Genomic DNA, 26,118 nt, shown 5'->3' on the forward strand with positions numbered 1-26,118 from the left:
TACCACAGCGCCGGCCGGACCCCACGTCCGACTCCCGTACGCGGCTACTCCGCGGCGGCCCGCTCCCCGAGCGGGCGCCTGCGCCGGTCGAGCTGGGTGAGCGACGGCGGCTGCCACACGCCGTCGGGCTGGTAGAGATCGGTGCCGGGGGCCACGATCGCGTCGACCCGGTCGAGCACGGCGTCCTCCAGCACCAGGTCGGCGCCGTCGAGCAGCGAGGTGAGCTGGTCCATGGTGCGCGGGCCGATGATCACCGAGGTGACGGCCGGGTGCACCAGCGGGAAGGCGACGGCCAGCTCCGGCAGACCGCACCCCACTTCCTCGGCGAGGGCGATGAGCTGCTCGGCGACCGCGAGCTTGGCGGCGTTGCCCGGCACGGCCGGGTCGAACCGCTTCGGCGTGCGCTTGGCCCGCCCGGTGGTGAGGTCGACCGGCCGGCCCTCACGGTACTTGCCGGAGAGGAAGCCCGAGGCCAGCGGCGACCAGGTCAGCACGCCCAGCCCCAGCCGCCGCGCGGTCGGCAGCACCGACCGCTCGACGCCGCGCGCCAGGATCGAGTACGGCGGCTGCTCGGTCCGCATCCGCATCAGCCCGCGCCGCTCCGCCACATGATGCGCCTCGACGAGGTCCTCGGCGGGGAAGGTGGACGAGCCGAACGCCCGGATCTTCCCCTCCCGCACCAGGTCGCTCAGGACGGACAGCGTCTCCTCGACATCCGTCGTGTGGTCGGGCCGGTGCACCTGGTAGAGGTCGATCCACTCCGTGTCCAGCCGCCGCAGACTGTCCTCGACGGCCCGCACGATCCACCGGCGCGAGTTCCCGCTCCGGTTGCGCCCCTTCCCCATCGGGAAGTGCACCTTCGTCGCGAGCACGACATCGTCCCGCCGCCCCTTGAGCGCCTTCCCGACGATCTCCTCGCACTCTCCCGTCGCGTACATGTCGGCGGTGTCCACGAAGTTGATCCCCGCGTCCAAGGCCGCGTTGATCACCCGCGCGCTGTCCTCGTGATCAGGATTCCCGGCACCCCCGAACATCATCGTGCCGAGACAGTGCGTACTGACCTCGATACCGGTCTTACCGAGAACTCGATAACGCATACGGGCACTCCGTCGCAGGGGGTGGGGGCGTGAATCGGCTTGGCCAGTCTAGGACTTGGGAGGGGTGGGGGTGGGGATCTTCGCGGCGTCCGGCGGAACCCGGGAACCCTGCTCCAGCAGGTCCGGGCCGTGGCGCCGAGACGCCTGGTCCCGGACGAAACGATCCTGGTGTGGCTGGTGTGATCACGGCGTACGGGCGGACGAACCTGACGCTGCGGCAGCTCGCGCCGCTCTTCGGGGCCTTGAAGTCGACTGCGGACCGGGTCGTCGACCACCTCGGCCCGAAGCCCGCGCTCCAGCCGCGCAAGCGCTTCGCGAAGGACACCGTTGGCAGGAAGGACGCTGACCGTCGTGGACGGGTCAGCGCCCCGCGTCGAGCACGCTTCCGCCCGCATGAAGAGCGGGAAGATCCTCCGCGACTGCCGCCTGAAGGGCGAACGGTGCCCACCACGCCATGCTCGGCATCGCACGCCCGCGCAGCCTCGCCCGCACCGGCCGAGCGAACACGCGGCCCGGGAGACCGCCACACCCGGACCACCCAGAAGATCACTTACGGGACAGCCGTCCGGGGCCCGAGCTCTACAGGGGCCGTCCGCGGCCCTGGCCTCGCGTAACGTGCCCAGGCGGGCCCGGCGGGGTGAGCGCCGGGCACCGGGACGGGTGGTCAGTTGTACGCGTAGAACCCCGAGCCCGTCTTCCGGCCCAGCCGGCCCGCGTCGACCATGCGCTGGAGGAGTGGGGGAGCGGCGTACAGGGGCTCCTTGTACTCGGCGTACAACTGGTCGGCGTTGCGCATAGCCCTGTGACCTGCGGTTTCGTCGGTTGTGTGGCGGCTTTGACGGCGCCAGGGACTTCTCGGGGACTTTCGAGCCTGCATCACACGAGCCACGTATCCATCGCGGCCAGCCCGCGCTTGCCTGCGCCAGGCATGAAGTGAGCGTAGTAGTCGAGCGTGACCTTCGGGGAGGAGTGCCCCAACCAGGTCGCCACGCTCACGATGGACTCGCCGGCCTCCAACTGCACACTCGCGAAGGTATGGCGCAGGACGTGGAACATGTCCGGCCGTGAGCGCTCGTAGACGGGGTGGAGGCGGACGCGGGAACCGTAACTCTCCGCCTTCTCGCCGACCTGGCGCAGAACCCCTGCGGCTACGAGAGCGGGCTTCCAGCTGCGCTCGTTCCAAGTACCGGGATTGATCCGAAGCCCGTGGGAGGTGCTCAGCACGAGTCGCAGGGTGATCGGCTTGCGCTGACGCTCTTCCAACTCGGTCGTCGGCGTCTCAGGATTACGCCACGGCAGGGTGCACTCGACCGGCGGGAAGAGCTGGAAGTGGAGCCGAACGCGGCGGGCGAGGTTCGGCGGAAGGGGAACATCACGGGTCTTTCGGCCCTTGGGGAGGCAGAAGTACGGCCGCCCTTTCCCGTCCCAGCGGAGTTGGCGCCGTATGTGGACCACCTCCGACCTGAAGTCGAAGTCCTCTTCCGCGAGGCCGAGCGCCTCGCCTTGGCGAACTCCGAGTGTGAGCCCGAGGTCCACGGCGATCCGGTACCGCTCCTGTAGACCCTCCCGCACCGCGTCGACTGTGGTTCGAGACCACGCCTTCGCCTTCTTGTCGACCGGCTTGGGCCGTTTGATCGATCGATGGGCAGCGATGGGACTCTTCAGCAGGCGCTTGTCATCAACAGCGGCGTTCAGGATGGTGGTGAGGTGTATCCATATGATCTCGGCGGAAGACTCCTCGACTCGAGAGAGCAAGTCGGCCCTGAACCGGCGAAGGGCCGAGGCGTCGATTTCACGCAGAGGATACGAACCGAGCAGGGGAATCAGGTGGTTCCAGATCCGGCTCCGCATGGGGCCCGCAGTTGACGGCTCATCCGTTCGACTGGGCCACCAGTGGTCGACGATGTAATCGGTGAGCAAGATGGCGCCATTCCGCGGGTCGACGAAGTCGCCCCTGCTGGAGTCCGTCTGAGCCTCAGCGAGCCAGCGCTTGGCGTCCTCGCTGGTGTCGAAGGACCTGTCCTGGATACCAGGAATGCCCTTGACTCGGTACCGCTTCCCCTTCCCCCAAATGGAAGTACGCTCTCGCTTGCCGGTCGCCTTGTCCGGCCTCTTTTTGAGCCAACGATCCTCGATGTAGCCCGCCATGAGGGCCTCCTACCTGTGCGAATGATGCGTTCCGGGTGCTTGACGGTGTTGGGAACGCTTCTTCGCGACAGGTCATATCCCGCTGTGGCAGTCGGAATTGATGTCGGTTTGGAGTCGATGCTCTGTGCTGCCGTGGACGTCACGATGTGCGACGCAGCGGCTTGCGGTTCAGTGGATTCAAGGCAGGATTCGATCGAGAGTCCGCCCTTTCCTGCCGGTCCACCCACTCGTCAAGCGCGGAAATCCTGTACATCACGCGTCGGCCCATCTGGAAGCTCGGCGGCCCTTGTCGGCGATGGCGCCACACGTAAAGGGTGTTGGGAGAGATGCCGAGATAGACCGCCGCTTTGTGCAACGTGAGGAATGCCATTTCGGGCATGCAGTTCTTGCTCTCGTCCATGGTGCGCACCTGCCTGTCGAATCGACCGACTGCAAGAGTCCCTGACCTCGATCTTGCATGAGGGTCCGTCAGCTTGCTGACGGGCCCTTTCGGCTTGTTCGCGGTGGTTATTTCTGCAGGTAGGCAGGTTGGTGGCCCGGCTGTCGCGTCGGGTGGGCGCCGGGTTCCACGGCTCCGGGTGGGTGGTGCTGCTCGTGGGGACGGGGGGTTGCTGGTCAGCCGGGGTTCGGCAGTGCTGCGAGCTGTTGCAGGGCGTCGGTGATCAGGCCGGTCCAGGGCCAGTGCTTGGCGAGGCGGAGGATGCGGCGGCGTCCGGTGGTGACGAGATGAGCGGCCGCGGAGAACAGCCGCAGCCGCAGGCGGCGGGGCTCCCACCTGCGGGCCTGGCCGGTGAGGGCGAGCATCGGCATCCAGGCCAGCAGCTCCTGGGCGATCTGGACGATCTCCAGCCAGATCTGGTTCTGCGCGGCGTCGTGCAGGGGGAGATTGCGCAGGCCGGTGGCGCGGGCGGCGCGGATGCGGTCCTCGGCGCGGGCCCGCTGCCGGTGCCGCAGCTCCAGTTCGGCGATCGGGGTGTTCTTGGTGTTGGTGGCGAAGCAGGTCAGGCGCATGCCGTCGGCGTCGGTGAGGCGCAACTGGGCGCCGGAGTGCGGCCGTTCCTTCCGGACGATCAGCCGCATCCCCTTGGGCCAGCCCTTGAGGCAGTCGCCCCCGATCTCGGCCACCCAGGCGCCGTCGCGGACCTCGCCGTCGGGCTCGACGGCCGGCGTCCAGGCCGATGCCGGGACCTTCAGGACCGCGTGGTGGATGGCATCGGTGATGGTCATGCCGACCGAGTGGGACAGCCACCGGCCTCGGGCGGACAGCCAGTCGACGAACTCGTGGGTGCCCCCGCCGGAGTCGGTGCGGATCAGCGTCCGCCGTCCGCGCCGGTACTTCTTGGGCAGCTGCACCAGGGCGAGCCGGGCGGCTTCGATGTGGTCGGCGGCGGTGTTGGAGCCGGCGTTGCCGGGCCGCAGCAGGGCGGCCACCGGCTCCCCGGACCCGCCGCGGCCGTGGTCGACGAACCCCATCAGCGGGTGGTGCCCGAAGGTTTTCTTCCAGGTCGCGGCCGCGCCCTGCTTCTCGGAATGCGCGATGACCAGCACCCCGTCCAGGTCCACGACCACCTGCCCGGCCGCGTCCGGCGCCGCGTCACCGGCCAACGTCCACACGTTTCACGGACTTGAGCGCGAGCCTGGCGCAGTGCGGTCAACGCACGCTTCCCGCCCGCTGCCAGCGCGTCGATCAGCCGGGAGACCGTCGGATCGGAGGCCACCGGCCCGAACACCGCCGGCTCGGCCCGCAGCATGCCGACGTCTGCCAGGCAGTCGCCGCCCAGCGCGACCGCGAGCGCCACATCCAGCAGGATCTTGCCCGGATCATGGGTCGCCCGTGGCTTGCGCCACGGCGCCAGCGTCGCCGATATCGCCTGATCCAGACCGGCCTTGCGGACCGTCTCCACCAGCAGCACCCCGCCGGCCTGGGAAACCACCCCGCGACCACCGCCTTCGGTACGGACACGCGGGTAGAACCCGATACGCTTCTTCACCTGGAGAGTGCTTCTTTCATGCGACGACCTGGACCCTAGACAAGTCCCATCGTTGCAGGTCAGGAGCACTCTCCGCGTTTCTGATCACCTACCGGACGCCCTGCCGCGTGAAAGCGCGAGGCTAGGTCACAGGTGGAGCTGCCCTGGCCCTACGCGTGTGGCGATCCTCTGACCTGCCCTTTTCGTGCCTGGGAATAGTGAGTCGGGGGCGTGCAGTGGGGCGCGGTGGACAATCGGTGGACAGGCGTGCCTGATGCCCCGTCAGGGGATTCTGCTGTCGTCCTGGTGAAGGTGGTGTGAGACCTTCTCCGATGTTGGACGATCGGCAGAATCGAGACTGTTGAGTCCTCACAAACCTGTAGGGATCCGCTTCGGAGGCAGTGAGACAGGGTCGCTGGTTTGACAGCCCCTCACGAACCGGCGTGATCAGGATGCCGAGCGGTGTGGCGTTCCTCAGCGTCGTGTATCGGCTGGGGGCACGGTGAAGGTGGCGGGGCCTGGCGTCGGCTTCGCGGCGTTGATCTGTGTGTAGGTGTCGATCCATGGGGCTCGGTCGCCGTCGGTGGCGGTGTCTTCGGCCGGGTGGTCCAGGGGCAGATGGAGGCGGGCGTTGCTGATCTGGATCTTTTGCTTGGAGGGGGTGTCGAGCCAGTCGCCGGTTCGTACCGAGCCGATTTCCACGGCGAGGCGGTGGCCGGCTCGCAGGGTCCAGTCGGTCGACTTCAGGCTGATGTTCAGGTGGTCCTGGTCCAGGCGGGAGACTCGCTCGTCGAATGCGACGGCGTTTCCGTCGGGGCCTACGTCGTGCAGCTTGACCATGACGTTGCCTTCACCCCTGGCCGTCAGGGTGATCCTGGGTGTGCCGGTGACTCGGGTGGCTGCCTTGAGAGGTTCGGACCAGATGAAGAAGCTTCCGGCATTACGACCGGTTTCCTCTTCCGGTGGTGTGGGCTGTGAGCCTGCTCCGCTGTCCAGGTACGAGCCGTTGCCGAGTCGGAGGTTCGCGGAGCGGTTCGCTGTGGGCCAGGACTTCTCGGCGCGCCAGTTGCCGAGGTTGTCCTGGACGGCGTAGTTCGGGTATGTGACCTTGGGATCTATGTCCTTGAGGTGTTCGTCGAAGAAGGACATTGTCTCCTTGAACCAGGTCGCGCGGCCCATCGCGAACTTCCCTTCCTGCGTGCGGTCGTTGCCGCGTACGTGGTCCCAGGGGCCGATCCAGGCGCGCTGCGGGCCGCGGTGGTTGTGGAGGAACTCCTCCATTCCCACGGGGAGGGTGTTGGTTTCGGTGGTGCCCTGGGTGAACAGGAGCGGGGTGTCGGTGTCCTTCGCCTTCGTGGCTGGGCTGCGGTCTTTCCAGTACGGGTCTTCCGGGTCGCCGATGGTGGGGCCGAAGGAGTTGAGTGCCAGGCACTCGGGGTGCTTCGTCTCGTACGCGGCGTTGGTCCGGTATCGCTTGTCCTCGTCCGGCAACTGGGCCAGGCTGGCGATGCGGTTGTAGCTGGTGGGTAGTTGCACGCTGTTCGGGCGGGGTACACCGTTGGAGTGCAGGTGCTCATACAGGTCCCAGATGGGCTCCTGGGCGACGACTGCTTTCAGCGCGTCGTTCTTCGCGTTGTTGCCGAGGAGGCCGGTGTAGGCGTCGAAGGACTTGCCGTACATTCCCACCGCTCCGGTGGACCAGGGCTGTTTCGAGCTCCAGTCGATCGCGGCCTTGACGTCGGCCTGGTCCCCGGGGCCGCCGAGGTCGAGGCATCCAGTGGAGCCGCCGAAGCCGCGGGTGTCCACCATGACAAAGGCGTACCCCTTGTCGAGCAGGGCGGTGCCTTCCAGCAGGTCCTGGAAGCGCCCCGAGGGGCCGGCGTGCTCTTCCTTCACCTCCATCTGCCCGGAGTGGCCGAAGTACGCGCCGGCCGACATGACGACGGGCACCTTCGTGCCCTCGGGAAGGTTTTCGGGAAGCAGAACATCGGCGTGCAGCTCGGTCCCGGAGCCGTCCGAGGAGGGGAAGTAGTGCTGGGTCCAGCGCGCCCCCTCCGGCACCCGTTCATTCTCCTCATGGGTCACCGAACGGGTGGCCGTGGCAACAACTGTTTTCTCTGCTCGGTTGCCGTCGGTCACCCGGCCCGGCGTGGCGACGGCTGCCCCCGTGAGGGCGCCGGTCACGGCGCAGGCCGTGATCAGTGCTGCGGCGGTTGCGGCTGATCGTTTCCTCATGAAGTACTCCTGGCTTCTGGTGCGGGCAGGCGCGGAAGGGCGGCACTCACACGCGTAGGTCACCCCTGCAAGGAATCGGCCGACCACCATCCTGTCACTTAGTGACAATGTCACTAAGTGACGAGTGTGGCAAGTGGGTCCCGCCATCCTGGCTCGCCGCGTGGCCGCGTGGCCACGCGGCGAGGGGCTCGGTCGACTTCGGGTCCGCGGCAGTGTGCTGTGAAGTCGTTCGGGCGCACTTCCCGGGGTGCGGTCGTCGCACCTGACCGGTTTCGCGGCGAGATCCACCTGTCGGTCCACTCGGGCTGCGAATCGGGGCCGGGCAATGCTGGAGCTGTGCCGCGAGAGACTGGCGAAAAACGTCACTTAGTGCCAATGTGGCGCTAGGTGAAAATTATGGGAACGGGTGGTGAAGAGATGGCCGAGGAAGAGGCCACGGCCAGGCGCGGCCGCGGTGGGATGAGCGAGCAGCGTCGTCGTCGTGTACGTCTGGAGATCTCGCGGGAGGCTGCACGTCTGTTCTGGGCGCAGGGCGTCGACGGGACGAGCGGTGACCAGATCGCTGAGGCGGTGGGCTTGTCGACCCGCACCATCTGGCGCCATTTTCGCAGCAAGGAGAGCTGTGCAGAGCCGATCATCGCGCAGAGCGTGGAGTGGGAACTGGCCACTCTGCGCAGTTGGCCGCTGCACCGCTCGCTGGAGGAGCACTTTGCCACGGAGGCGAAGCGGCTGGTCAGCGAGATCGACACGCAGGAGCAGGCCGATGCCGGGCTGGGCGTGAAGATGATGCGACTGGGTGATACCGAGCCGGCCCTGCGTACGGCCTGGCTGATGGCATGCGATCAAGTCGAACACGAACTGGCCGCAGTCATCGCGACCCGGCTCGGACGTGAGCACGACGACCTGCAGGTACGTCTGCACGCCGCGGCTGCTTCTGCCGCCCTACGAGTCCTCAACGAGTACGTGGGAGCAGGCCTTCTGGACGGCACTGATCCCCGGAAGCTCGGTGACGAGAATTTCGCCTTCATCGCCGATGCCGTCCGCACGGCCACCGGTGGCGCCGTGGGTGACCCGGTCCACGTCGCCGAGGTACCCGCCGAGTCGGCGCCCGAAGGTGTCGCCGTGCAGCGTACTGAGGGCGGGGTGGAGGTCTGCGAACTCACCCAGAAGGAGCTGTAGAGCGTGGACGGCGTCGAGCCCCCCTCGCCGAGGGCGCCGGGCCGGAGGGAGGGGAGTTGGGCAAGGAGTCGTCCGTGTGGTCCGTCGATCTCGAGGGGGGGCGAGGTGTACCGGACCCACGTCAGCAGCCTCCGACGCACCCCGCCCCTCCTGGCTGGCCGATCCTTGCAACTGCCCACCCACAGGTGTGGAGGGCTGAGGGCGAACGGGGGGCATGAGCCGTGTGCTCCTGGGTGGCGAGCGGACGCGGCCCGGCCTCTTGGTGATGCCACGTCAGCCTCGAACGGATACCGACAGGCTGCGTGATCGTTCATGCTCCGGAGGTGCAGCCCCGAGCCTGTTCATAACCCAGTTCCAGCAGGGCGGCACGCAGCTTTACCGCTGCTCCGGTCAGCGCCGACGGGTCTTCCTCCTGCTTGGCCTTGCTGAAATCGAAGTCGGTCATGTCCCAGACCGGCGCGACGTGTATATGCAGATGCGGTACCTCGAAGCCCGCAACGACGAGCCCGGCGCGCGGAGCGTTCCAGGCCCGCTGCACCCCCTGCCCCACGGCTTGGGCCACCTCGAAGCAACGCGTCAGGAGGGGCCCGTCGATGTCCGTCCACCGATCGACCTCACGTCGTGGCACCACAAGGGTGTGGCCAGGCCGCAACGGAGCTATGGAGAGGAAAGCGACGATTTCCGGATCTTGCCAGACGAAGAGTCCGGGCAACTCCCCAGTGATGATGCGAGAGAACACAGTAGTCATACGTGCAATATTCCTCAGGAGCGTCAGGGTGTGGGCAGCGGGGCACGGATCAGGCAACGACGGCCGCGGCCCTTGGCCGTCGTTGCCTGACACGACCGCTCGACCAGCGTCACTGGCTTGACTCCATGGAACCGGACGCTCGACTAACCGAACGCCGGAGTGCGGAACAACGATGCTCGGCAAGGGCAGTACCTGTGACGCCGAACGCGCCGGCTCGTTCGCCGACTGGATGAAAGGGCCTGCGACGGTCGGTTGCTCGACGAAGCTCATCCGTTCAAGAGCATGGCAGATTAGTGCAGTGCGCAGCGCCCGTGCTGCGAGCCGGGCAGGCAGGACCACGACGTGATCGAGTCCGCTGAGTAGCTCCTCCGTCCGGAACCGTGGCGGCGACCTCGAGGGGCCGGTCCGATGAACGAGCGCCACGCGGGCGGCTCGATCCATAGCAAGCGCGGGTCGTCGTCGGCTGCGGCGTGCGGACCCTTCGTCGCAGTCACTCGGCCTGGGTTCTCCGTTCAGCCGGACATCAGCAGGCGACGTCGTAGGTGGGTTGCCGACGGCGCGCGCCAGCTTGCGCTGTCTGTCTCCCCTGGTCGCTGCCCCTCATCGCCGTCCGTAGCGCGCGCACGACCCCTCGGGCCTAGGCTCCCACCGAACCGCGCGAGCACTGCCATCGAGGCCTCGCGCCCTCTCCAGGCGGGCGACGGCGAGCAGCCGTGCGCACCCGGCGGCCAGCCCTGATGACGAGCGACTCACTGTGCGAGATCTCGCGGGGTTGTGGCGTGGGTTACATCAGGCAGGGTGGCGACGACTGACGTTTAATGGCAATGTGTCACTTAGTGACGTCAACGCAAGCTGCTGACGCTTAAATTGACCCAGAGGTGTGGATCGCTATGCAGGACACGAGTTCCCGGGAGGCGGCTGTCGCGCGGGAGGCAGGTCGGGGGAAAGAGACGGTGCTCGAACAGGCGGGCGGAGTCAAAGGTGTCGTCTACTCGGCGCTGCCCGCTTTGGTGTTCGTCGTCGCCAACGGCGTCGGCGGACTCAAGGTCGGCATCCTGGCCGCTCTCCTGGTCGCCGGCGGCATCGCGGCGCAGCGGCTGGTGCGCAGGGAGTCGATCCAGCCGGCGCTGGGCGGCGTGTTCGGCGTAGCCGTCGCAGCCGGCGTCTCCTGGTATACGGGGTCCGCCAAGGACTTCTTCCTCATCGGCATCTGGGCGAGCCTGGCCGGCGCCGTCGCCTTTGTTGTCTCTGTGGTGGTGCGCTGGCCTCTGGCGGGACTGATCTGGAACGCGACGACCGGTAAGGGTGTTGTCTGGCGTGCGGACGGGCGTTCGCGGCTCTATTACGACATCGCCACCCTGGTGCTGGCTGTCATCTTCGGTGCTCGATTCGCCGTTCAGCAGTACCTCTACCAGGCCGACGAGGTCGGCTCGCTGGGTTTCGCCAAGATCGCCATGGGCTACCCGCTCCTCGCCCTCGGAGTCCTGGTCGTCGCCTGGGCCGCCCGGGCTTCCGACAAGCGGCTGAAGGTGGCGGGACTGCTGCCTGCCAAGCGCACCTGACTCGGCACTTCCGATCTCCATCCGCTCCGGACGGGCTGCGCGCAGCCCGTCCGGAGGCGTGTGTACTCGCATCGGTCACGGCGACGTCCGATTCGGCGGACGCGCTTTCTATGGGCCGGTGCTTCATGCCGTCGCTGCGATCATGTGCGGCCACGCACTGCATGCGCCCGCACGGCCTGGCTGAGGGGCTGCGGTCAGGGGGGAAGGCGAATTGGTCGAGTGTTTACCGGCCGCCTTGACCCGCCTGCCGGCGGCATCAGGGTGCGGGTGCACTCGCGGCCGCCTCGGCGCCTTACAGGAGGTCGACCATGAGGAAATCAGCGGCGGCCCGATTGCCCGGGTGGGTGCGCTGGCCGGACCGATGGCAGGGGCCCTCGGTGGCGATGAGACGGAGGTCATGCGGGAGTGGGAACCTTGCCAGGAACTGCTCGCGCCTGGGGTGTGTGAAGGCTGCGACAGTCGGCTTCTTGGCCTGGAATGCGGCCGGGCTGACCGGATTCGCGGCCCTGGGTGCGGCCCTGTTCGGCGCACAGCATGCTTGGCTGCCGGTCGTCGCATGGTCGGCCGTCGCCCTCTTTGCCCCGTCCGACCCGGACGGGCTCGCCGGCTGGCCCCTGGCCCCGCCCGACGCTGCGCCCGCCAGTTGCCCCGCTGTATTGATGGCCGTCGGCATGCATCACCGCCCATGCGCTGGTCGGCCCTCGGAGATGACCTGTCGCCGCCCGTGTGGCACCCGGGCGAACTCGGCCCGATCTCTGGGTGCCGGCTGCCACCGTCCACCGGATCCTGGCCCGGGACGACCTGAACCTCCGGCCCGACCGGCCCGCCGGAGAGTCGATACGGCATCCATGCCGTGCAGGCTCACCGTCTCCCGGTATCTGGCCGACTGTCCGCAGCGACAGTTGACACAACCTGTCACTTAGTGACACTGTCACTAAGTGACAGCTGTGGCTGCGGGAAGGCGGCGACTCAAGGTTGCGTACCCGCTCAGGTTCCTTGCCACCGCCGGGGTTCTGCCGTTGCTGTCCGGCGTAACAACGGGAAGGACTGATATGGCATTGCCGACGATCATCAGCGTTGAGGAGTTCTTCGCGCCTCCAAGGCGTTCGAGGGCCTCTATCTCGCCGGATGGCACAAAGATTGCTTATCTGGCTCCTTGGGAGAACCGTCTGAACCTGTGGGTCGGGAGTGTCGAAGCGCCGGAGGAGGCGCGGCGGGTCACCTCTGAGGACCGCAACCTGCTGAGCTATCACTGGACGGATGATCCGCGGTGGCTGCTCTATACCCGGGATCAGGGCGGCGACGAGAACAGTCACCTGTACCGAGTCGATCTCGACGTCCCGGACGCAGCGGCTGTCGACCTGACGCCGTTTCCCGGTGCGCGCATCACAGATCTGAAGCTTCCTACCTCTCGGCCGGGGAAGGCGGTGTTCTCCTCCAACAGCCGGAATCCCGCTGTGTTCGACCTCTTCGAGTTGGATATCGCCACCGGTGACCTGCGGATGCTCGCGGAGAACACCGCGGGCGCGGCCGTCACTCTCTTCTACGGCGGCAGTGCGGGCCCCCTCACCAGCGAGGTCAGCGAACGAGGCGACCTACGGCTCTCACGGTGGGACGAGTCCACGCAGACCTCGTGCCACCTGGCGTGGTTCGAGGGTGGGGACTATCCGCTGGGCGTCTATCCGTTGGAGGTCACTCCTGACGGAAGTGGTGTGCTCCATGGCTCGTACCAGGACTCGGACAGGCTTCGTGTGGTCCGGCTGGACACGGTGACTGGTGAAGAGACTGTGGTTGACTCTCACCCGCGCTACGACCTGGACACTCGGGCCCGCGTGTTTCCCTCGCTGCCCTCCCCTCTGATCTTCAGTCGGCGTACCGGTGAACTCATCGGGGTTCGATATCTCGGGGAACGACAGGTGATCAAGGCGCTGGACCCGCACTTCGCCGAGGTCTTGGAAAACCTGGAGAAACTGTCCGCCGGCGACCTGGCCGACATCTCGTCAGACGAGATCGGGCAGCGGTGGGTCGTCAGCTTCACCCACGACCGCGATCCTGGGGCCGCGTACTACTACGACCATTCCTCAGGCGAGAGCCGGCTCCTGTTCCGTCCCCGTGGTCACCTGGATCCCGAGCAACTGGCGTCTATGACACCGGTGACGATCACCTCTCGGGACGGTCTTGCGCTTCCCTCGCACCTGACGCTGCCGCTCGGGGTGGAGCCGCACCGACTGCCGCTGGCTCTGCTCGTGCACGGCGGCCCCTGGGACCGGGACAGCTGGGGTTTCAACCCTCTGGTCCAGCTGTTGGCCAATCGGGGCTACGCGGTCCTGCAGGTGAACTTCCGCAGCTCCACGGGGTACGGCAAATCGTTCATGAAGGCCGGTATCGGGGAGCTGGCCGGCAAGATGCACGATGACCTGATCGACGGGGTCGACTGGGCCGTTGCCCAGGGATACGCGGACCCGGACCGGGTGGCCATCCTCGGCGGCTCCTACGGAGGCTACGCAGCGCTGGTGGGCGCCGCTTTCACCCCCGACGTCTTCGCCGCCGCCGTGGACATCTTCGGGGTCTCCGACCTTGCGAACTTCCTGCGCAATCAGCCGGAGTTCGTCCGGCCGGCCCTTGCCGCCAACTGGTTCCGCTGGGTCGGCGACCCTGCGGATCCGCACCAGGAAGCCGACATGCTGACCCGCTCACCGATCAGCCGGGTGGACCAGATCCGCACACCGCTGCTCATCGCCCAGGGCGCCAACGACGCGAGAGTGGCGCAGGCGGAATCCGACAACATGGTCCATGCCCTCCGGGCGCGTGGAGCCCTCGTCGAGTACATCCTCATGGGGGACGAGGGGCACTCCATCGAGAACCCGGAGAACTTGACCGCCGTCTACCGCGCGGTGGAGCGGTTCCTGGGCGAACACCTCGGACCCGGCAGGGACGGATAGCCACTGCGGCCCACTTCCACCGGGCCCCGGGTCAGGAACGGGAAACAGGGGCTCCGACGGCGCTGGCCAGCGTGCGGACCGCGTGGTCTACGGCGGCCCCGGTGGAAGGCTGTTCGGAGTCGTGGACGAAGGCGGTGGCTCCGCGCTGGCTGCCGACGTAGTCGATGAGACCGTGCGTGAGTTGTGTGCGCAGCGCCATCTCGTAGCCGTGCCGCTCGTATGCGCCGGCGTCGGCGCCTGCTATCGGTAGCAGGTGCGTCGTGAGTCGCTGGAGCTTGGGCAGTACTCCTCCTGTGGCGGCGTACTCGAAGGCCCAGCCGTTGACGAAGACCCGGTCGATCCACCCTTTCAGGAGGGCTGGTACGGACCACCAGTACACAGGGAAAACGAGAACGAGGTCGGTCGCCCAATCCAGGCGCTGCTGCTCGCGAACCACGTCGGGTGGGTGGCCGCCGCCCTCCTGGTAGGCGCGACGGTCCGCCGAGGTGAACCGGGGGTCGAAGCCCTCCTGGTGCAGGTCTGCGGCCTCGACGGCGCCGGGGCGCAGGGCTGTGCTGAGACGTTCCGCGATGTAGTGGGTGAGGGAGCCGGGGTCGGGGTGCGCGGTGACAAGAAGGGTGCGAGAGGTCTCGTCTGTGCTCATGGCGGTACGTCCTTAGGTGTGGGCCGGGTTTCGGAGGTCTTCGCGGGTGTGGGTGTGCGGGGATGCGGTCCGTGAGCAGCCGGGGTGTGGTCGGCGCCTCACTGCGGGGCATTCCAGACGCCGGCAGCGGCCGCGCGGACGACGTACTCCTCGAGGGTTCGCGGCGCGCGTTCCAGCACGGTGGTGAGGTCGCCGGTCGTCTCGGAGACCGAGCCGCCCGCCATCAACGCGAACATTTCGGCGACCTCGTCGGCCTCGTGCCGGCTTACGCCTTGCCCGACGAGCTCCGCCACGTACGCGTCACAGGTGATCTGCCGGTAGGTGAGCGTCCGTCCGGATGCCCGCGCGATCAGCTCGACGGCCTCGGCGAACCTGACGGGGCGGGGCCCGCTCAGCTCGTAGACCTGCCGCACGTGCCGGTCACGCTCGGTCAGTGCCGCGACTGCAGCGTCCGCAATGTCCTCCACGTCGACGAAGGGCTCGGGAACGTCCCCGGCCGGCAGCGCCAGTTCGCCGGCGAGCAGCGGTGCGTGGAATACGTCCTCGCCGAAGTTCTGGGCGAAGTTGGACGCTCGCAGCACGGTCCACTCCAGAGGCGCACCGCGGACGGCCTCCTCGGCGGAGACCATGTTGCGCCCGAACATGGAGCCGCCCCAGCCGTCCGCACCGCGGCCGGAGAGGAGCACCAGCCGTCGCACCCCGGCGGCCGCTGCCCGCGCCGCGAATGCGTGCACCGGGCCCGGCACCGGCGGGGGCACCACGTAGGCCGCGTAGATGCCGTGCAGGACGGCGTCCCAGCCAGCCGGCTGGGACCAGTCGAAGTGGACCTGGCTGGACCGGGAGGCCGCGCGCACCGGGATGCCGCGAAGTCGCAGCCGGGCTGCGACACGGCGCCCCGTCCGGCCGGTCGCGCCAACCACAAGACAAGTGTGTGTGTTCATGGCTCCACTCAACACGGGCCGCCCGGACGTTCCCATGGGTGAAGAGCCGCCTTGCCTTTGTAATCGTCTACTCTGGTGGGGTGGACATCACCAGCGAGCTGTTTCGAGGCGTGAGAGCGCACGGCTCACTGTTCGGTAGTTCGACGCTGTCCCCACCTTGGTCCCTGCACTTCGTGGACGGGCCCCCACTGACTCTGTGCACCGTTCTCACAGGCACCGGCTGGATCGTTTTGGACGGCCATCCGCCCGAACGGCTCGGCCCCCACGACACGGTCGTGGTGCGCGGCCCCGCGACCTTCACCTTCGTCGACGACCCGGCAACCACTGCCGAGCCCCTCGTCTGCAGTGAGGAGTGCGCCGCCCCCGAGCAGGGCGGCACCCGCCATCGGCTCGGCTGGCACGAACCCGGCGAGGACGGGGAGGGGCACGGCACAACGACCCTGGTCATCGGCGCCTACCCGATGAGCGGCGAGATTGGCCGCCGGCTGCTGGACAGCTTGCCCGTCGTGCTGCGCGTACCCGCCGGCGGCGACGGCGACCCGGTGCTCGATCATCTCGCCGCCGAGGTCTCCCGCGACGAACCGGGCCAGCAGGTGGTGCTCGACCGGCTCCTGGACTGGATGCTGGTGTGCACGCTGCGCACCTGGCTCGACGAGCCAGGTCGGCGTCCCCCGGCCTGGTGGTCCGCGCAGAAGGACCCGGTGGTCGGCGAGGCCCTGCGCCTGCTGCACGCCGAACCGGCCGCGCCCTGGACGGTGGCCGCACTGGCCCGCCGTGCCGGAGTGTCCCGCTCGACACTGGCCAAGCGGTTCACCGAGCTGCTCGGCGAAGCGCCGCTGGCCTACCTCACCCACTGGCGCATGACACTCGCCGCGGACCTTCTGGCCGAGCAGCCCTCCGCTACCGTCGCGTCCATTGCCCGCACCGTCGGCTACACGGACCCGTTCGCGTTCAGCGTGGCCTTCAAACGGACCCGCGGCGTCACACCCAGCACCTACCGCCGGACCACCGAAGCACGCTGACGCACCCATGTGCCGGACGCCGGACTCACGCAAGAAGTCCGCGACCGGCGAGCTGGGCGTTTGCGCCCCCGCACCGCACGTGGGCCATGACCGGCAGGGCGTGTCAGCTCGCCGAAGTAGTGAGCCCCTCTGCTCGATACCTTTGCTCGGTGTGGTGTTCGACAGCCGCGCGGGAGCGCTGTTCCGGCTCTGCGTGGGAACGGACTCCCTGTGGGAGGGCCGCCGGCCTTGTCCGAGGTGCCGGAGTCGTCTGTGGTCACATCCCGCCGGCGATCCGCATCACCGTGCCGGTCGCGTAGGAGGCGTCGTCCGAGAGCAGCCAGGCGACCGCTCCGGCGATCTCCTCGGGCTGGCCGGCGCGGCCCATGGGGACGAGTGCCGCGATCTTGGCGGGCCGCTGCGGGTCGGCGTGGAAATCGGTCCAGATCGTGCCCGGTGCCACGCAGTTGACCCGGATCCCGTCGGCCGCCACTTCCTTGGACAGTCCCACCGTCATGGCGTCCACGGCGGCCTTGGCCGCAGCGTAATGGACGTAGGTCCCCGGGCTGCCCAGGGTCGCGGCTGCGGAGGAGACGTTCACGATAGCCCCGCCCGCCGCCATGTCCCTGATGGCCCGACGGGCACAAAGCAGGTATCCGAGGACGTTGACTCCCAGGGCCTGTCGCATCCCCTCAGGGTCGGCGTCGGCCAGTGCTCCCACCGGCCCGCTCACGCCGGCGTTGTTCACCAGCCCGGTGACCGGCCCCAGGTACTCGGCAGCAATATCGAACAAACGGTCCACCTCTGCCGCGTCGGCGGTGTCGACCGCGACTGCCACAGCCGCCCGGCCCAGCGCACGCACCCTTTCGGCCACGCCCTCCGCGGCCTCGGCGTCCGACCGGTAGCCCACGGCCATATCGTGCCCCTCGGCCGCCAGCCGCAGGCAGATCGCCGCGCCGATGCCCCGACTGCCGCCGGTGACCACAGTCACTCGCTGGTCCACTTGTCCCACCTTGTCCGGCCCTCCGAGTAGGGACCGATGAATGATCGATCAAATAGTCACTCTACTCACGCGTCTCCTGTGCCGATCCATGCCACCGGAGCGGAGGGCCCGCGGTTCGTGCGGGCGGGCGGGATTTCCGCGGCCGCCCTACGGGTCGCACCGCTGCCGGCTTCCGTGATCGCCGCGCAGCGCGCGACGCGGGCCGCGCAGCAGGAGACTCTGGCGGCGGTCACCCGTGAGCGGGATGCCAAGATCGGTGAGGCCCTCGCCCTGGAACGGGCGGCGATGGCGCGCGAACTGCACGACATCGTCGCCCACCGTCTGTCCGGAATTTCACTGATGGCCTCGGTCGTCGCTCGGCAGACCGCCTCGGCACCGGGCGAGGCCCGCTCCGGAGCGTTGGAGATCCGCAAGCAGAGCAACGCGATCCTGGATGACCTGCGTCGTCTGGTCGGACTGCTCCGCGGTGTCGGTCACCAAGACGAGGGCGTCAAATCCCTCGACACTCTTTCCGGTCTGATCGAGACGGCCCGTCCCACCGGAGCCTGTGTCGACTTCGATCCGCGGAGCGGCGAACGACGGGACGCCTCCTCCCTGGGTGGTTGATGCCCTTGCTGCGAAGCGCCTATGCACTGGGCGCTTGTGCAACACGGACAAGCGCGGACGGCTGAGTGGCTGGGCGGCCTCCGCGGTGCCGACGGGCCAGAGGGTGGTCGTCACGGGGGTGAGCGCCGAGGTGCAGCGGTGGACAGCCGGTGGACAGATGCCTTTGGACGCGGCAGCACGAGGCAGCACGCCCCAACACGGTGCACCTTCTCTGATCAGCTCAGATGTCTCCAGGCCGCATCACGCTGCACCGGTCAACATGATCGCTCTCGGTCTCGTAATGCGTAGGTCCCAGGTCCGAGTTGCCAGGGACTTTTCAGGGACTTTCAGCTCTGTCGGAGGGACATCCGAGGGAGTTTTCGCAGTACAAGAACGGAAGGCTGCGACAGCGCTGAAAGGCCCAGGGCTTCGGGCCCGCGCATCCGCGCCGTCGCTCCGCAACGCTCCGGCATGGTGTCGGGTCGGCAGGAGGAGACGAGGCTCTTCGGGACGTACACGGTCCTGAACTGGAGGAACGTGCCCCGGCGGGCCTGCCGACGTGAGCGACGGCCCGCCCGGGGGGGGCCTCTATGTCTTTCGTCAAGGCATCCCTGTCGGGTTTGGGGTGGTTCGGGGTTGCTGGGGTTATGCGGCGAGCTCGACGTTTTTCGGTGTCCGGGGTTCGTAGAAGGTGCCGTCGCGGAGCATGGCGAACAGGACGCTGATGCGTTGGCGAGCGAGGCGGAGGAGGGCTTGGGTGTGGGTTTTGCCGCGGGCTCGCTGGCGGTCGTAGTAGGTGCGGGAGGCGGGGTCGGCGTTCATGCAGGCGAAGGCGGAGAGGAACATGGCGCGTTTGAGCTGCCGGTTTCCGCCTCGGGGTGCGTGTTCGCCGTGGATCGAGGTCCCGGACGACTTCGTGGTCGGGGCGAGGCTTGGCGTAGGAGGCGAGGTGGGCGGCGGTGGGGAAGCTGGTGCCGTCGCCTACGGTGACCAGTAGGACTGCGGCGGTCCTGACGCCGACGCCGGGCATCGACGTCAGGACCGGGGAAAGAGGGTGGGCCTCCAGCAGGGTGTTGATCTGGGCTTCCATGGCACGGCGCTGGGTGTGGACGGAGGCCAGCGAAGCGGCCAGGGAGGGCACGACGGTGTCGAGGGTGCCGGTGCCGGGGACGACGACGGTCTGCTCGTCGAGGGCGTCGAAGACGTCGTCGATTAGGCGCTGTGCCATGCGCGGGGCCTTGGGGCGGATCAGTTCGACGAGCCGGCGGCGGCCAGCCTTGCGCAGGGCGGCCGGGGAGCCGTGACGTTCCAGGAGCCAGGTGACGGCCTGGTGGTCCAGGCGGGGGCCCAGGACGCGTTCGAGGCTGGGGTGGAACTGGGTGAGCAGGCCGCGTATCCGGTTGGAGGTGCGGGTGGCTTCGGCGGCGAGGTCCTGGTCGAAGCCGGTCAGCACGGTGAGTTCGGCGGTGATCTCGTCGGTGAGTTCCAGGCAGCGCAGGGTGTGCGGCATGGTCCGTGCGGCGTCGGCGATGACGGCGGCGTCTTTGGCGTCGGTCTTGGCCTCGCCGGGGTAGAGGTCGGCGATGCGGCGCATGGCCAGGCCGGGCAGGTAGGCGACGCGGCGGGCGTCGCGGGCGACGGTCAGCGGGAGGGCGCCGATGGAGGCGGGCTGGTCCACGATGACCAGGACGGTGCCGAACTTCTCGGTCAGCTTGTCGAAGACGGCCCGCAGTTTCGGCTCGCTGTTGGGTAGCGGTTTGTCGAAGATTTTCTTCCCGGCCGGGGTGAGTCCGTGGCCGTGGTGAGCGGTTTTGCCGACGTCCAGGCCGAGGAACACGCCCACGTCTTCGATCTCGAACATCGCGCCCTTTCCGGGGATGTTGACGGTGCCGGCCTCGGCTTGGGTGTCGTGCTCGCGCATCCACGTTATGCAGACCTGCCGCCCGCGAACCGTCCGGCATTGCGCCGGACCAGGCGGTGGCCGGACCTCTGATCAGCGTCTCCGACGAACACCCCCGGACCCTGGCGACACCACCCCCCAGGTCATCACGTTCGACAGGGGGCAACAGTCATACCGGGCCCGGAGGCCAGCGGCCCCGTTGCAGGACCACGAAAAACATAACGGGGGGGGACGGTCAGTAGGCGTAGAACCCCGACCCCGTCTTGCGGCCGAGGCGCCCCGCGTCGACCATGCGCTGGAGGAGCGGGGGAGCGGCGTACAGGGGCTCCTTGTACTCCGCGTACATGGAGTCGGCGACCGAGGCGACCGTGTCGAGGCCGATCAGGTCGGAGAGCTTGAGGGGGCCCATGGGGTGGGCGCAGCCGAGTTCCATGCCGTTGTCGATGTCCTCGCGGCTGGCGATGCCCGACTCGAACATGCGGATGGCGGAGAGGAGGTAGGGGATGAGCAGCGCGTTGACGACGAAGCCGGAGCGGTCCTGGGCGCGGATCGCGTGCTTGCCGAGGAGCTTCTCCACGACGGCCTGGGCACGGCTGATGGTGCCCTCGGAGGTGGTCAGCGCCGGGATCAGCTCGACCAGGCTCTGGATGGGAGCCGGGTTGAAGAAGTGGATGCCGATGACCTGGTCCGGGCGGCTGGTCGCCACGGCCAGCTTGACCAGCGGGATGGAGGAGGTGTTGGAGGCCAGGATGGCGTCCTCGCGGGTCACGACCTGGTCGAGGACCTGGAAGATCTCCGTCTTGACCTGCTCGTTCTCCACCACGGCCTCGATCACGAGGTCCCGGTCGGCGAACTCGCCGAGGTCGGTGGTGAAGGTCAGCCGCTCCAGGGTCTCGTTCAGCTCGTCCTCGGTGATCTTCCCGCGCGCCGCTGCCTTGGTCAGGGAGTTCTGCAGGCGGGTGCGGCCGATCTCCAGGGCCTCGCCGGTGGTCTCGGCGACCATCACGTCGAGCCCGGACCGGGCGAACACCTCGGCGATGCCCGCTCCCATCTGGCCGCAGCCGACTACGCCGACGCGTGCGATATCCGCCATCGAGTCCGTCCCTCGTGTCTCTCGCTGATCTTCGGACCGGCTACGTCCAGGGTGCGGACGTGCGCCTGAACGCTGAACGTTACTCCGGATGAGTGCTCCCGTGGCGAGGCGGGGCGTCGGCTCCGGCTCGCAGAAAGCCGCACAAGGTGAAAAAGGTGCGAAGTGCGCTGAAGGTGCGAAGCGGGCAAAGGGAGTGGAGGGGCTTCGGGGTGCGCCGGTCTCGTGCGGGAAGGGCGGACGGGGTGGTCGTCAGCGGCGGGGCGGTTCGGCTGTGAGTATCCGCACGCCGTGGTGCGGGGGCGTGGGCGCCTCGTGCGGCGGGGGCCGGTGGCGGTGCGTGACCAGGGCGCCGCACGGGGTGCCGGGTGGCGGGCCCGTGCGGCGGTCCGGGCCGGTCAGCCGCGGGCGCGCTGGGTGACGGCGATGCAGACCAGTACGCCCGTCGCCGCCAGCGGGGCCGCCCAGGTCAGTTCCTCGCCGAGCAGCCAGAACGACCAGACCAGCGTCAGCAGCGGCTGGGCCAGCTGGAGCTGGCTGGCCCGGGCCACGCCGATCCCGGCCATGCCCCGGTACCAGACGTACAGCCCGAGGAAGGTCGACCCGGCGGCGACCCAGGCCAGGCCCACCGCGCCGTGCAGGCTCCAGCGGACCGGCTCCAGGCTGAGGGCGACCACCGATCCGGCGACCGTGACGGGCAGGCAGAGGACCAGGGCCCAGCCGACCACCTGCCACCCGGGCATCAGGGCGGCGAGCCGGCCGCCCTCCGTGTAGCCGGCGGCGCAGACCAGCAGCGCGCCGAGGAGGTACAGGTCGCCGGTGGAGAGGGCGCCGCCGCTCTGCTGCCAGGTGAAGGCGGCCACCACCGCCGCCCCCGCCACGGCGGCCGCCCAGAAGGTGCGCGAGGGGCGGTGGCCGGTGCGCAGCGCCGCGAGCGTCGCTGTGGTGAGCGGCAGCAGGCCCACCACCACGGCCGCGTGGGCGGTGGAGGAGGTGCCCAGCGCCAGCGTGGTCAGCAGCGGGAAGCCGATCACGACGCCGCCGCCGACCACCGCGAGCCCGGCCCAGTGGCGCCGCTCCGGCAGCGGGACCCGCTGGGCCAGCAGAAACACCCCGGCGACGGCGGCGGCCAGGACGCCGCGCACGGCCACCAGCGACCACGGGCCGAAACTCTCCAGGCCCCACGCGGTGGACGGGAAGGTCAGGGAGAAGCAGAAGACGCCGAGCAGGGCGAGGGCCGTGCCGGAGCGGGGCCGGGGCTCCGTGCCCGCCGGCCGGGCGGTCGGGGAGGTGTGCGGGGGAGTGACCGCTTTCGCGGTGCGGGCGGTAGCGCTACTCTGTGCTCTCATGACCGAGCGTAGCAGTGTGGCGGAGCTGGCGGGAATTCTGCGCGAAGAGGTGGACCGCTACTCCCCGGGAGAACGCCTCCCGTCGAGCAGGACGCTGGTCGAGCGGTACCGGGTCAGCCCGGTGACCGTCTCCCGGGCCCTCGCGCAGCTCGCCGCCGAAGGGGTCGTGGTCACCCGGCCCGGCGCCGGCGCGTACCGGGCCGAGCCGAGCGGACCGGCCACGCCCGCGCCCGGAGACACCTCCTGGCAGGAGGTCGCCCTGTCGGCGCAGACCGCCGCCGGGCCCGTGCCCCGCTCGGTGGACGCCTCCGGTGTCCTCGTCACGCTCGCCGAACCCCCGCCCGGCGTCGTCGAGTTCAACGGCGGTTACCTGCACCCCTCGCTCCAGCCCGAACGGGCCCTGGCCGCCGCGCTCGCCAGGGCCGGACGCAGGCCAGGGGCGTGGAACCGGCCGCCCACCGACGGGCTTCCCGAGCTACGGGCCTGGTTCGCCCGCCAGATCGCCGGTCCCGGCGGAGAGGGCGGGCCGACCGGTGCCGACGTACTGATCACGGCGGGCGGCCAGTCCGCGCTGACCACCGCCCTGCGGGCGCTGGCGCCGCCGGGCGCGCCGGTCCTCGTGGAGTCGCCGACCTACCCGGGGATGCTCGCGGTCGCCCGCGCGGCCGGGCAGCGGCCCGTCCCCGTCCCCGTCGACGCGGACGGCCTCAGGCCGGAGCTGCTGGCGGCGGCGCTGCGGGCCACCGGTGCCCGGGTCCTCGTCTGCCAGCCGCTCTTCCAGAACCCGACCGGTGCGGTGCTCGCCCGCGAGCGGCGTCGCGAAGTGCTCCGGATCGCCCGCGAGGCCGGGGCCTTCGTCGTCGAGGACGACTTCGCGCGCAGCCTCGCCCACGAGGACGCGGGCGCGCTGCCGCCACCGCTCGCCGCCGACGACCCGGACGGCGTCGTCGTCCATCTCCGCTCCCTCACCAAGATCACCTCGCCGAGCCTGCGGGTCGGGGCGCTGGCCGCAAGAGGGCCGGTGCTGGAGCGGTTGCGCGCCATTCACGTGGTCGACCAGTTCTTCGTCCCGCGCCCCCTCCAGGAGGCCGCCCTCGAACTGGTCGGTTCCCCGGCCTGGCCCCGCCACCTGCGGGCCGTCGCCGCCGCGCTGCGCCCGCGCCGTGACCACCTCGCCGCCGAACTGCGCCGCCAGGTGCCCGCCCTGGTCCAGGCCGCCGCACCACGCGGCGGATTCCACCTGTGGGTCCGCGCCCCGGAGGGCACCGACGAGGCGGCGCTCACCGGAGCCGCGCTGCGCGCCGGCGTCGCGGTCACCCCCGGCAGGCCGTACTTCTGCGCCGAGCCGCCCGCCGTCCACCTGCGTCTCGGTTTCGCCGCCACCGCCGGTACGTCCGAGATCACCGAAGGCGTGCGCCGGCTCCGTACCGCCTGTACGGAGGCGCTGCCCCACGGCGCCGGGGGAGAGGAGCCGGCACCCGCGTAATCCGGCTGCGCGCGCCTCCTCCCACCTGCGAGCCTCGCTCTGTGATCGACACCCAGGAACTCCTCGACGCCGCTGCCCGCCACCCGCTGCCCCCGGGACACGTCTGCTCCGCCGACCCCGGCCGCTTCGACGCGGACCTCGTCCACCACTGGCTCTCCACCGACGCCTACTGGGCGCTGGGCCGCAGCCGCGAGGCCCAGGCGCAGATGCTCGCCGGCTCGCTCGTCTACGGGGTGTACGAGGAGGAGTCCGGCGCGCAGGTGGGATGCGCGCGGATCGTCACCGACCTGGGCGCCTTCGCGTACCTCTGCGACGTCTACATCGCACCGGGCGCGCGGGGGCGGGGGCTCGGCACCTCGTTCGTGGCCGCCGTCCTCGCCGACGTGGTCCGGCGGTCACCGCACGGCATGCGCCGCGTCCTGCTCGCCACCGAGGACGCCCACGGGGTCTACGCCAAGCTGGGCTTCACCCCGCTGCCGCGCCCCGAGCAGTGGATGGTCCTCGGCAGCTCCTGACCCGGCGCCCGGCGGCCGCCCCAGAGACGGACCTGAGGCCCAACTCCCCCTGGACGACGCCCTCTTGACCGAAGGCGCGATTGCCCCGACGATCGCCGCATGCACGTTCGGGTGACGCTCGTCACAGCACCGCTCGGCACCTCGCGACTCGCCGAGCGGTTCGCCGACGACCGCCCGCTGGACCAGGCCGCCTGGCACGCCGTGCAACTCGCCTCGCACGCCCTCGTTCCGCTCAGCGCCGCCGACCTCCGCTACTGCTCCCCGACGCACCGCAGCCGGGCCACCGGCGACGCCCTCGGCTTCGCCCCTCTCGTCCAGCCCGCCCTCAGCGACTGGGACATGGGCGGCTGGCGGGGGCTGACCCTCGGCGAGGTCGCGGCGCACGACCCGCGCGCCGTCGACGCCTGGCTCCGGGACCCGCGCGCCGCACCGCACGGCGGGGAGAGCCTGCTCGACCTCGTCACCCGGGTCGGCGGCTGGCTCGACACCCGCCCCTTCGAGGACGGCGGCGCCCTGGTCGCCGTCGCCGAACCCGCCGTCGTCCGCGCCCTGCTGGTCTACGCCCTCAAGGCACCCCCGGCCACCTACTGGAACGTCGACCCCGGCCCCCTCTCCGCCGCCACCGTCACCGGCCACCCGGGCCGGTGGAGCCTGCGGCTGGACGCCCCGCGCTGAGCGGCCGGCCGCTACCCTCGCCGGGGTGATCATCTGGCTGAACGGCACCTACGGCGCGGGAAAGACCACCACCACCCGCGAACTGGCCGCCCTCCTGCCCGGCTCCCGGGTCTTCGACACCGAGACGGTGGGCGCCCTGCTCGGCCCGGTCCTCGCCTCCGAGCCGGTCGGCAACTTCCAGGACTGGCCGCCGTGGCGCGGCGTGGTCGTCGCCACCGCCACCCAGGTCCTCCGGTACACCGGCGGCACCTTGCTCGTCCCGCAGACCGTGCTCAGCGAGGAGTACTGGGCGGAGCTGTCGGCGGGCTTCGCCGAGCAGGACGTACCGGTCCGGCACGTCCTGCTCCACTGCGACCCCGACACCCTCACCCACCGCATCCGCACCGACAGCGCGCCCGAGAGCGCCACCGCCGGATCCTGGCGCCTGCGGCACCGCGCGGCGTACCGCGCGGCCCTGCCGTGGCTGCGCCGCAGCGCCGAGGTGGTCGACACCACGCACCTGACCCCGGCCGAGGCGGCGGCGGTGATCGCGCAGGGCCGTACCCCCTGAACGCCGGGGCTGCGAACGGACGTCGGTACCCTCACCGGCATGGCTGAGGTGTGGATCGGCTTCAACTCCGCCGACCGCCTCCGGCTCTGGTGGCGGAACGGCCTGCTGACGCTGGCGCTCGCCGGGGTGCTGACGGCGACGGCCCTGACCGCGCGCGGGCCCGACACGTGGTGGTTGGCGGGCGGCCTCGGACTCCTCGCCGTGGCGCATTTCGTCGCCATGGTCAACCTGACCTACGGCCGGGTGCTCCTGACCGCGGGAGGGCTGGAGTTCCGCACCTTCGTCAGCAGGCGTGTCATCCCCTGGGACGAGGTCGCCGGGATCGAGACACGGCTGCGGGCCACCCGCGGCGGAATCTGGTCCGACCTGCTGGTCGTCAGGGTGCGGGGGCGGTCCGTGGCGATTCCGGGGACGATCACCAACCGGCCGTTCGATGCCGAGCTGGACCGGAAGCAGGTCGCCGTCCAGGAGTGCTGGGCCCGTGCGGTCGGCGGCTGAG

The 26,118-nt window shown here is 69.6% G+C and carries 21 protein-coding genes and 3 pseudogenes; 11 read left to right on the forward strand and 13 right to left on the reverse strand.

Annotation, left to right across the window (positions count from 1 at the left end):
• Window positions 1-44: 44 nt before the first annotated feature.
• A complete protein-coding gene (locus OIM89_RS26050; RefSeq protein WP_030696448.1) occupies window positions 45-1,097 on the reverse strand; it encodes an aldo/keto reductase in 1,053 nt (350 codons plus the stop codon).
• 179 nt (window positions 1,098-1,276) lie between these two features.
• Here OIM89_RS26050 and OIM89_RS26055 point away from each other — a divergent pair.
• Window positions 1,277-1,593 (forward strand): annotated as a pseudogene (locus OIM89_RS26055) (hypothetical protein); the annotation flags it as partial.
• 168 nt (window positions 1,594-1,761) lie between these two features.
• Here the strand turns inward: OIM89_RS26055 and OIM89_RS26060 are convergent.
• The 5 genes and pseudogenes from OIM89_RS26060 to OIM89_RS26080 all read right to left on the reverse strand — a co-directional run bounded on the left by OIM89_RS26060 (window position 1,762) and on the right by OIM89_RS26080 (window position 7,450).
• Entirely contained in the window at window positions 1,762-1,974 is a 213-nt protein-coding gene (locus OIM89_RS26060) for a 3-hydroxyacyl-CoA dehydrogenase family protein (protein ID WP_257204568.1), read from the reverse strand.
• Window positions 1,974-3,245, reverse strand: a complete 1,272-nt coding sequence (locus OIM89_RS26065; protein WP_107070030.1) for a tyrosine-type recombinase/integrase — start codon at window positions 3,243-3,245, stop codon at window positions 1,974-1,976. Before OIM89_RS26065 ends, OIM89_RS26060 begins: the two co-directional genes overlap by 1 nt.
• A gap of 139 nt (window positions 3,246-3,384) precedes the next feature.
• Window positions 3,385-3,645, reverse strand: a complete 261-nt coding sequence (locus OIM89_RS26070) for a helix-turn-helix transcriptional regulator (protein ID WP_107049075.1) — start codon at window positions 3,643-3,645, stop codon at window positions 3,385-3,387.
• A gap of 215 nt (window positions 3,646-3,860) precedes the next feature.
• Window positions 3,861-5,236 (reverse strand): annotated as a pseudogene (locus tag OIM89_RS26075) (IS1380 family transposase).
• Window positions 5,237-5,689: 453 nt separating this feature from the next.
• On the reverse strand, window positions 5,690-7,450 hold the full coding sequence (locus tag OIM89_RS26080) for a CocE/NonD family hydrolase (RefSeq protein WP_030088356.1): 1,761 nt from the start codon (window positions 7,448-7,450) through the stop codon (window positions 5,690-5,692).
• Between the two features lie 417 nt (window positions 7,451-7,867).
• On the opposite strand from OIM89_RS26080, the gene OIM89_RS26085 reads away from it, so the two are divergent.
• Window positions 7,868-8,629, forward strand: coding sequence for a TetR/AcrR family transcriptional regulator (locus OIM89_RS26085; protein ID WP_049978650.1), 762 nt, complete (start codon window positions 7,868-7,870; stop codon window positions 8,627-8,629).
• A gap of 310 nt (window positions 8,630-8,939) precedes the next feature.
• Here the strand turns inward: OIM89_RS26085 and OIM89_RS26090 are convergent, their stop codons facing one another.
• Window positions 8,940-9,377: an HIT family protein gene (locus OIM89_RS26090; protein ID WP_003949692.1), complete on the reverse strand. Its 438-nt coding sequence runs from the start codon at window positions 9,375-9,377 to the stop codon at window positions 8,940-8,942.
• Window positions 9,378-10,267: 890 nt separating this feature from the next.
• Between OIM89_RS26090 and OIM89_RS26095 the strand changes: the two genes are divergently transcribed.
• Together OIM89_RS26095 and OIM89_RS26100 are read left to right on the forward strand one after the other, a co-directional pair.
• The gene (locus OIM89_RS26095) at window positions 10,268-10,939 is read left to right on the forward strand and encodes a DUF3159 domain-containing protein (RefSeq protein ID WP_008405917.1); all 672 of its coding nucleotides are present in this window, start codon (window positions 10,268-10,270) and stop codon (window positions 10,937-10,939) included.
• 1,052 nt (window positions 10,940-11,991) lie between these two features.
• Window positions 11,992-13,881 (forward strand): S9 family peptidase, encoded by a 1,890-nt coding sequence (locus OIM89_RS26100; RefSeq protein ID WP_264491665.1) that lies wholly within the window; start codon window positions 11,992-11,994, stop codon window positions 13,879-13,881.
• Window positions 13,882-13,912: 31 nt separating this feature from the next.
• On the opposite strand, the gene OIM89_RS26105 is transcribed toward OIM89_RS26100, so the two are convergent.
• Together OIM89_RS26105 and OIM89_RS26110 are read right to left on the reverse strand one after the other, a co-directional pair.
• A complete protein-coding gene (locus OIM89_RS26105; protein WP_003949695.1) occupies window positions 13,913-14,524 on the reverse strand; it encodes an NAD(P)H-dependent oxidoreductase in 612 nt (203 codons plus the stop codon).
• A 98-nt stretch (window positions 14,525-14,622) separates the two neighbouring features.
• Window positions 14,623-15,465 (reverse strand): NAD(P)H-binding protein, encoded by an 843-nt coding sequence (locus OIM89_RS26110; protein WP_003949696.1) that lies wholly within the window; start codon window positions 15,463-15,465, stop codon window positions 14,623-14,625.
• Between the two features lie 80 nt (window positions 15,466-15,545).
• On the opposite strand from OIM89_RS26110, the gene OIM89_RS26115 reads away from it, so the two are divergent.
• Window positions 15,546-16,487 carry an AraC family transcriptional regulator gene (locus OIM89_RS26115; RefSeq protein WP_030632294.1) on the forward strand — a complete coding sequence of 314 codons (942 nt, stop codon included), beginning with the start codon at window positions 15,546-15,548 and terminating at the stop codon, window positions 16,485-16,487.
• Between the two features lie 256 nt (window positions 16,488-16,743).
• On the opposite strand, the gene OIM89_RS26120 is transcribed toward OIM89_RS26115, so the two are convergent.
• Window positions 16,744-17,469 (reverse strand): SDR family oxidoreductase, encoded by a 726-nt coding sequence (locus tag OIM89_RS26120; protein ID WP_030632291.1) that lies wholly within the window; start codon window positions 17,467-17,469, stop codon window positions 16,744-16,746.
• A gap of 78 nt (window positions 17,470-17,547) precedes the next feature.
• On the opposite strand from OIM89_RS26120, the gene OIM89_RS26125 reads away from it, so the two are divergent.
• The gene (locus tag OIM89_RS26125) at window positions 17,548-18,075 is read left to right on the forward strand and encodes a histidine kinase (RefSeq protein WP_226965044.1); all 528 of its coding nucleotides are present in this window, start codon (window positions 17,548-17,550) and stop codon (window positions 18,073-18,075) included.
• 624 nt (window positions 18,076-18,699) lie between these two features.
• Here the strand turns inward: OIM89_RS26125 and OIM89_RS26130 are convergent.
• From OIM89_RS26130 to OIM89_RS26140, 3 genes and pseudogenes are all read right to left on the reverse strand, one after another.
• Window positions 18,700-19,915: pseudogene (locus OIM89_RS26130) on the reverse strand (IS110-like element ISSgr1 family transposase).
• A gap of 274 nt (window positions 19,916-20,189) precedes the next feature.
• Window positions 20,190-21,047, reverse strand: a complete 858-nt coding sequence (locus tag OIM89_RS26135) for a 3-hydroxybutyryl-CoA dehydrogenase (protein WP_030695529.1) — start codon at window positions 21,045-21,047, stop codon at window positions 20,190-20,192.
• A gap of 395 nt (window positions 21,048-21,442) precedes the next feature.
• Window positions 21,443-22,393 carry a DMT family transporter gene (locus tag OIM89_RS26140; RefSeq protein ID WP_264491666.1) on the reverse strand — a complete coding sequence of 317 codons (951 nt, stop codon included), beginning with the start codon at window positions 22,391-22,393 and terminating at the stop codon, window positions 21,443-21,445.
• Between OIM89_RS26140 and OIM89_RS26145 the strand changes: the two genes are divergently transcribed.
• The 5 genes from OIM89_RS26145 to OIM89_RS26165 all read left to right on the forward strand — a co-directional run bounded on the left by OIM89_RS26145 (window position 22,392) and on the right by OIM89_RS26165 (window position 26,117).
• Window positions 22,392-23,879, forward strand: coding sequence for a PLP-dependent aminotransferase family protein (locus OIM89_RS26145; RefSeq protein ID WP_229360141.1), 1,488 nt, complete (start codon window positions 22,392-22,394; stop codon window positions 23,877-23,879). The two genes, OIM89_RS26140 and OIM89_RS26145, sit on opposite strands and share 2 nt — an antisense overlap.
• Before the next feature lie 41 nt (window positions 23,880-23,920).
• Window positions 23,921-24,394: a GNAT family N-acetyltransferase gene (locus tag OIM89_RS26150; protein WP_030695526.1), complete on the forward strand. Its 474-nt coding sequence runs from the start codon at window positions 23,921-23,923 to the stop codon at window positions 24,392-24,394.
• A 99-nt stretch (window positions 24,395-24,493) separates the two neighbouring features.
• Window positions 24,494-25,069 carry a histidine phosphatase family protein gene (locus tag OIM89_RS26155; RefSeq protein ID WP_030695525.1) on the forward strand — a complete coding sequence of 192 codons (576 nt, stop codon included), beginning with the start codon at window positions 24,494-24,496 and terminating at the stop codon, window positions 25,067-25,069.
• 25 nt (window positions 25,070-25,094) lie between these two features.
• A complete protein-coding gene (locus tag OIM89_RS26160; protein WP_195731234.1) occupies window positions 25,095-25,619 on the forward strand; it encodes an AAA family ATPase in 525 nt (174 codons plus the stop codon).
• 39 nt (window positions 25,620-25,658) lie between these two features.
• Window positions 25,659-26,117: a hypothetical protein gene (locus OIM89_RS26165; protein WP_195731235.1), complete on the forward strand. Its 459-nt coding sequence runs from the start codon at window positions 25,659-25,661 to the stop codon at window positions 26,115-26,117.
• Window position 26,118 lies beyond the last annotated feature (1 nt).

The organism is Streptomyces sp. BI87, from assembly GCF_025957665.1.
GTDB lineage: Bacteria > Actinomycetota > Actinomycetes > Streptomycetales > Streptomycetaceae > Streptomyces > Streptomyces albidoflavus.

Excerpts from the sequence above, each read along its gene's own strand:
- OIM89_RS26155 (WP_030695525.1), top strand. The coding sequence starts at position 24,494 with ATGCACGTTCGGGTGACGCTCGTCACAGCACCGCTCGGCACCTCGCGA.
- OIM89_RS26080 (WP_030088356.1), bottom strand. The coding sequence starts at position 7,450 with ATGAGGAAACGATCAGCCGCAACCGCCGCAGCACTGATCACGGCCTGC.
- OIM89_RS26085 (WP_049978650.1), top strand. The coding sequence starts at position 7,868 with ATGGCCGAGGAAGAGGCCACGGCCAGGCGCGGCCGCGGTGGGATGAGC.
- OIM89_RS26165 (WP_195731235.1), top strand. The coding sequence starts at position 25,659 with ATGGCTGAGGTGTGGATCGGCTTCAACTCCGCCGACCGCCTCCGGCTC.
- OIM89_RS26110 (WP_003949696.1), bottom strand. The coding sequence starts at position 15,465 with ATGAACACACACACTTGTCTTGTGGTTGGCGCGACCGGCCGGACGGGG.
- OIM89_RS26105 (WP_003949695.1), bottom strand. The coding sequence starts at position 14,524 with ATGAGCACAGACGAGACCTCTCGCACCCTTCTTGTCACCGCGCACCCC.
- OIM89_RS26100 (WP_264491665.1), top strand. The coding sequence starts at position 11,992 with ATGGCATTGCCGACGATCATCAGCGTTGAGGAGTTCTTCGCGCCTCCA.
- OIM89_RS26135 (WP_030695529.1), bottom strand. The coding sequence starts at position 21,047 with ATGGCGGATATCGCACGCGTCGGCGTAGTCGGCTGCGGCCAGATGGGA.
- OIM89_RS26145 (WP_229360141.1), top strand. The coding sequence starts at position 22,392 with ATGACCGAGCGTAGCAGTGTGGCGGAGCTGGCGGGAATTCTGCGCGAA.
- OIM89_RS26060 (WP_257204568.1), bottom strand. The coding sequence starts at position 1,974 with ATGCAGGCTCGAAAGTCCCCGAGAAGTCCCTGGCGCCGTCAAAGCCGC.
- OIM89_RS26095 (WP_008405917.1), top strand. The coding sequence starts at position 10,268 with ATGCAGGACACGAGTTCCCGGGAGGCGGCTGTCGCGCGGGAGGCAGGT.
- OIM89_RS26140 (WP_264491666.1), bottom strand. The coding sequence starts at position 22,393 with ATGAGAGCACAGAGTAGCGCTACCGCCCGCACCGCGAAAGCGGTCACT.
- OIM89_RS26090 (WP_003949692.1), bottom strand. The coding sequence starts at position 9,377 with ATGACTACTGTGTTCTCTCGCATCATCACTGGGGAGTTGCCCGGACTC.
- OIM89_RS26050 (WP_030696448.1), bottom strand. The coding sequence starts at position 1,097 with ATGCGTTATCGAGTTCTCGGTAAGACCGGTATCGAGGTCAGTACGCAC.
- OIM89_RS26065 (WP_107070030.1), bottom strand. The coding sequence starts at position 3,245 with ATGGCGGGCTACATCGAGGATCGTTGGCTCAAAAAGAGGCCGGACAAG.
- OIM89_RS26070 (WP_107049075.1), bottom strand. The coding sequence starts at position 3,645 with ATGGACGAGAGCAAGAACTGCATGCCCGAAATGGCATTCCTCACGTTG.